General features: G+C 69.5%; 5 protein-coding genes and 1 pseudogene. 2 read left to right on the forward strand and 4 right to left on the reverse strand.

Annotated elements, in window-relative coordinates; translation table 11 throughout:
• Window positions 1–235: 235 nt before the first annotated feature.
• The 4 genes and pseudogenes from PO768_RS27615 to moaA all read right to left on the reverse strand — a co-directional run bounded on the left by PO768_RS27615 (window position 236) and on the right by moaA (window position 3329).
• Window positions 236–550 (reverse strand): hypothetical protein, encoded by a 315-nt coding sequence (locus PO768_RS27615; RefSeq protein ID WP_272648619.1) that lies wholly within the window; start codon window positions 548–550, stop codon window positions 236–238.
• 2 nt (window positions 551–552) lie between these two features.
• Window positions 553–1632, reverse strand: a pseudogene (moeA, locus tag PO768_RS27620) (molybdopterin molybdotransferase MoeA); the annotation flags it as partial.
• Window positions 1629–2207, reverse strand: coding sequence for a GNAT family N-acetyltransferase (locus PO768_RS27625; protein WP_272648621.1), 579 nt, complete (start codon window positions 2205–2207; stop codon window positions 1629–1631). The gene PO768_RS27625 and the pseudogene moeA, both read right to left, overlap by 4 nt.
• Window positions 2208–2210: 3 nt before the next feature.
• Complete coding sequence (gene moaA / locus PO768_RS27630) at window positions 2211–3329, reverse strand: GTP 3',8-cyclase MoaA (RefSeq protein ID WP_272648622.1); 1119 nt, start codon at window positions 3327–3329, stop codon at window positions 2211–2213.
• Window positions 3330–3546: 217 nt separating this feature from the next.
• On the opposite strand from moaA, the gene PO768_RS27635 reads away from it, so the two are divergent.
• Entirely contained in the window at window positions 3547–4668 is a 1122-nt protein-coding gene (locus PO768_RS27635; protein ID WP_272648623.1) for a YbdK family carboxylate-amine ligase, read from the forward strand.
• 55 nt (window positions 4669–4723) lie between these two features.
• On the forward strand, window positions 4724–5397 hold a 674-nt coding region (locus tag PO768_RS27640), incomplete at its 3' end, for a radical SAM protein (protein WP_336297792.1).

Consider the following 5397-nt stretch of genomic DNA (forward strand, 5'->3'; position numbering starts at 1 on the left):
GGTGCGGCCTCGGCGGCCGGCGTGCGGGTGCTGCCGCTCAGGGGCGCCGCGCTCGCGGCAGGGGGTGTTGCGCCTATCGTGTTCGTCATGCAGACCTCCGTTCTGGGATGTCTGCATCCTAGGGAGGCCCGCCCGCCCGAGGTCGGCGCTGAAGCGTCGGAAAGCGGCGGTTTGCCGCGCTGTCGGCGCCCTGTTGCTCAGCTGTGCAGCAGGACACAGAAGTGCAGCACAGGGCTCAACCGTTCATCCCCTCGAAGGGCATCACATCGACCAGCTCGCCGATCGCCACATCGCCCTGCTCATGGCCCAGCACCACCAGGCCGTTGGCCTGGCTCATGCTCGACAGAATGCCCGAGCCCTGGTTGCCGGTGATCTGCACCTGCCAGCCGCCATCGGGGGCGCGGCTGACGATGCCGCGCTGGTACTCGGTGCGGCCGGCCTTCTTGCGCAGCGGCTGCAGGCAGGCGGCGCGCAGCCAGGGCAGGGGCTGCGGCGCCGCGCCGGCCATGGCCAGCAAGGCTTCGCGCACAAAGGCGTAGAAGGTCACCATCACCGCGACCGGANCGGCTGCAGGCAGGCGGCGCGCAGCCAGGGCAGGGGCTGCGGCGCCGCGCCGGCCATGGCCAGCAAGGCTTCGCGCACAAAGGCGTAGAAGGTCACCATCACCGCGACCGGATTGCCGGGCAGGCCGAACAGGATGGCTTGATTGATGCGGCCGATGGCCATCGGTCGGCCCGGACGCATCGCGATCTTCCAGAACAGCACCTCGCCGAGCTCGGCCATCACACGCTTGGTGTGGTCGGCCTCGCCGACGCTGACGCCGCCGGTGCTGATGATGGCGTCGGCGCTGGCCGCCGCCGTCTCGAAAGCCGCGCGCAGCGCCGCCGGGTCGTCGCGCACGACGCCCAGGTCCAGCACCTCGACGCCCAGCTGCTGCAGCAGCGCCCACAAGGTATAGCGGTTGCTGTCGTAGACGCAGCCGGCGCCCAGCGGCTCGCCGATCGAGCGCAGCTCGTCGCCGGTCGACAGCATGGCCACGCGCAAGCGTCGGCGCACCGGTACCTCGGCGCGGCCCAGAGAGGCCAGCAGGCCCAGGTCGGCGGGGCGCAATCGCTTGCCGGCGGCCAGCGCCACCTGGCCCAGCGCCAGATCCTCGCCGGCCAGGCGGCGGTTGTCGCCGGCACGCAGCAGGCCGGCGGGGATCACCACGGTGTCGCCGTCAAGCCGGGTGAACTCCTGCGGCACCACGGTGTCCAGCCCCGGCGGCATCAGCGCGCCGGTCATGATGCGCTGGCACTGTCCCGGGGCCAGGTCTTGCCCGGCCGGGCCGCCGGCAAAGCTGGTGCCGGCCAGCTGCAGCCGGATATCGCCATCGCTGTCGGTGCTCAGATCGCTGCCGCGCAGCGCATAGCCGTCCATCGCCGAGTTGTCGCCGGCCGGCACGTTGATCGTCGAGACAATGTCCTCGGCCAGCACCCGGCCCAGCGCGCTGCGCAGCGCCAGCTGCTCGACGGCCGCGACCCGTGGCACCAGCCGGGCGATGAAGTCCTGCGCCAGCTCGACGCGCAGCGCCTGCGGGTCATAGCCGGACAGGCAGGAGGCGATGGCTTGGAGGCTGGTGGTCGTTGTCATGGGTGGAGGCTGCGCAGGTCCAGGCGCATCAGGTCTTTGTCGAGGTAGTCACCCGAGGGCAGCTTGATCGCGCGGGGCAGGCAGCCATAGCGCTCGAAGCCCATGCGGGTGTAGAGGGTCACGGCGCGCTGGTTGCTGCTGGTCACCGACAGGGTCACCTGCTCGATGCCCAGCTCGGCCTGCAGCAGGCGCAGTGCGCTGTAGAGAAGGGCGCGGCCGATGCCCAGCCCCTGCACATCGTCGGCCACCATCATGCCGATCAGATGGGCCAGGTGCCGCACCTTCTCGCGGGGCTCGCGCTCGCAGGAGACGGCGCCCACCAGGCGCGGCCCCATCCAGGCGGCCAGCGTGACCAAGTTGGCGCCACCGGCGCCCAGGCTCAGCCGGCTGCGGTAGCTCTCGGCGCTGCGCGCCAGCTCGGTGGCAGCATCCGAGGTGAAAGCTTCTTCGTGGGCCGCCAGCATAGCGTCGCGCAGGCCCTTGTAGGCCTCCAGTTGCTCGGCCTTCAGCACGCGCAGCTCGCAGCCAGGTGGCAGTCGCGGCACCGGCAGGACGCTAGCGGACTGGGCCTGCATGCCTCAGCCTCCGATGTAGTGCATCTCGACCCGCCGCGCGCCAGCGGCTGCCGCCTCGGGGGCTTGCGAGGCGCGCAGCTGCGAATAGCGGTCGCTGCGGCCACCCCACAGTGCCCCCAGTGCGCCGCTGATCTGGGCGTCGCTGTAGTCGCCGCGCAGCAGCGCGCGCAGGTCATGGCCGCTGTGGGCGAACAAGCAGGTGTAGAGCTTGCCTTCGGTGGACAGGCGGGCGCGGTTGCAGTCGCCGCAGAAGGCTTGCGTGACGCTGGAGATCAGGCCGATCTCACCGCCGCCATCGGCATAGGCCCAGCGCTCGGCGGTCTCGCCCGGCGCGCTGGCCGACAGCGGCCTCAGTTCGAATTCACGCCCCAGCCGCTCCAGCACCTGAGCCGAGGGCAGCACCTCGTCCATGCGCCAGCCGTTCGTCGCGCCGACATCCATGTACTCGATGAAACGCAGCACGATGCCGGTGTGCCGGAAATGGCGGGCCATAGTCAGGATCTGGTCTTCGTTAGTGCCGCGCTTGACCACCATATTGACCTTGATCGGCCCCAGGCCCGCAGCCTGGGCGGCCTCGATGCCCCGCAGCACCTCGGCCACCGGGAAGCCGACATCGTTCATGCGCTGAAACACCGCGTCGTCCAGCCCGTCCAGGCTGACGGTGACGCGCTGCAGGCCGGCGGCCTTCAGCGCGCGGGCCTTCTTGGCCAGCAGCGAGCCCTTGGTGGTCAGCGTCAGGTCCAGCGCCGCGCCGTCGGGCGTGCGCAGCTCGGCCAGCATCTCGATCAGGCGCTCCAGATGGCGGCGCAGCAGCGGCTCGCCGCCGGTCAGGCGCAGCTTGCTGACGCCATGGGCGACGAACAAGCGGGTCAGGCGGGTGATCTCCTCGAAGCTCAGCAGCTCGGCGTGCGGCAGGAACTCGTGGTACTTGTCGAACACCTCTTTGGGCATGCAGTAGCTGCAGCGGAAGTTGCAGCGATCGGTGACGGAGATGCGCAGATCGCGCAGCGGCCGGCCCAGCGCGTCGCCCAGCAGGCCGGTGGGGGCCTGCGGATGCTCGGGCACGGGGAGCCGGGGACTGGCGAAGCGCTGGTCCAGCAGAGGTATCACGCGGTCGGTCATGCGGGCATTTTGCCCTGCACCCGGCCCCGCCGTGTGCCGGGGTCTTGCCCGGGCTTGCGCTGGGGCAGGAATAGCTGGGCTGGGCAGGGCGTAGGTGGGACGTAGGTGGGGCGGCTGGGGCGCTGTAGGACAAGGCCGCGACCCGGCTGCGGCCGGGCGGCGCCAGGCCGCAGGCGACCTACAGTGAAGTCTGTTGATTCGATGAGAGGAGGGCGCCATGCCTTTGCAAGACTTTGCCAAATCCCAGGCGCTCAGCCTGGGTGTGGAGCTGGAGCTGCAGCTGATCAATCCGGCCGATGGTGATCTGATGCCGGCCGCCAACGAGCTGCTGGCGCGGCTGGACAACGCCGGCCTGCCGGGCGCGGTGACCCCGGAGATCACGCTCTCGATGATCGAGGTCTGCACCGGTGTCTGCGCCAATCATGCCGAGCTGCTGCAGCAGCTGAGCTTCACCCGTGATGCGCTGCTGAAGGAGGCCGAGCCGCTGGGCATCGCGATCTGCGGCGGCGGCACCCACCCCTTCCAGCAATGGACCGAGCGGCAGATCTACGACAAGCCGCGCTTCCTGCAGATCAGCGAGCTCTATGGCTACCTGGCCAAGCAGTTCACGGTCTTCGGCCAGCACATCCATATCGGTTGCGAGGACGGCGACAGCGCGCTGTGGCTGCTGCAGGCGATGAGCCGCTATGTGCCGCACTTCATCGCGCTGGCCGCGTCCTCGCCCTATGTGCAGGGAGCGGACACGGCCTTCCAGTCGGCGCGGCTGAACACCGTGTTGGCCTTCCCGCTGTCGGGCACCGCGCCCTTCGAGCTGCGCTGGGAGGATTTCGGCCGCTACTTCGCGCGCATGGAGCGCACCGGCATCGTCGCCAGCATGAAGGATTTCTACTGGGACATCCGGCCCAAGCCCGAGTTCGGCACCATAGAGATCCGGGTACTGGACACGCCGCTGACGGTGCGGCGTGCGGCGGCGCTGGCCGGCTTCGCCCAGTGCCTGGCAGCCTGGCTGCTGCAAGACAAGCCGATCAAGCCGCACGCCGACGACCAGCTGGTCTATAGCTATAACCGCTTCCAGGCCTGCCGCTTCGGGCTCGATGCGGTGCTGGTCTGCCCGCAAAGCGGCGCCCAGCAGCCGCTGGCGGAGAGCCTGGCGGCACTGCTGCAGACCCTGATGCCGACGGCCGAGCGCCTGGGTGCGGTGGCGGCGCTGACCGAGCTGGCCATGCTGGTGGCGCAGCGGGGCGGCGATGCCCAATGGCTGCGCGGCCTGCATGAGGAGCAGGGCCTGGATCTGCCGGCCGTCGTGAAGGCTTCTTGCGAGCGCTGGGCCCAGGATTGAGTGTCTGCAGGCGGCATGAATACTGTATATTTAAACAGTTATCATCCCCTGCGCCATGGACCTGAACCGCAAAATCGCCATCCTCGCCGACGCCGCCAAATACGACGCCTCCTGCGCGTCCAGCGGCAGCGATTCGCGCGACTCGCTGGGCGGGCGCGGCATCGGCTCCACCGAGGGCATGGGCATCTGCCACAGCTATGCGCCGGACGGTCGCTGCATCTCGCTGCTGAAGCTGCTGCTGACCAATCACTGCCAGTACGACTGCCTGTATTGCGTCAACCGCTCGTCCAGCAATGTGGCGCGGGCGCGCTTCCGGGTCGAGGAGGTGGTGGACCTGACCTTGGACTTCTACCGCCGCAACTGCATCGAAGGGCTGTTCCTGTCCAGCGGCATCATCAAGAGCCCGGACCACACGATGGAGCAGGTGGTCGAGGTGGCGCGCCGGCTGCGCGAGGAGCACGACTTCCGCGGCTATATCCACCTGAAGACCATCCCCGATGCCAGCGCCGAACTGCTGGCACGCGCCGGCCGCTATGCGGACCGGCTCAGCATCAATATCGAGATGCCTACCGAGCAGGGGCTGCAGGCGCTGGCGCCCGAGAAGAACGGCGGCGCGATCCGCCGCTCGATGGGCCGGCTGAAGCTGCATATCGATCAGGCGCGCGAGGAGGGCGACAAGCCGGCGCCGGTACGCGCGCTGCCGGGCGCCGCGCCGCGCGCGGCCACCCC

Source organism: Paucibacter sp. XJ19-41 (assembly GCF_028462495.1).
GTDB lineage: Bacteria > Pseudomonadota > Gammaproteobacteria > Burkholderiales > Burkholderiaceae_C > Roseateles_E.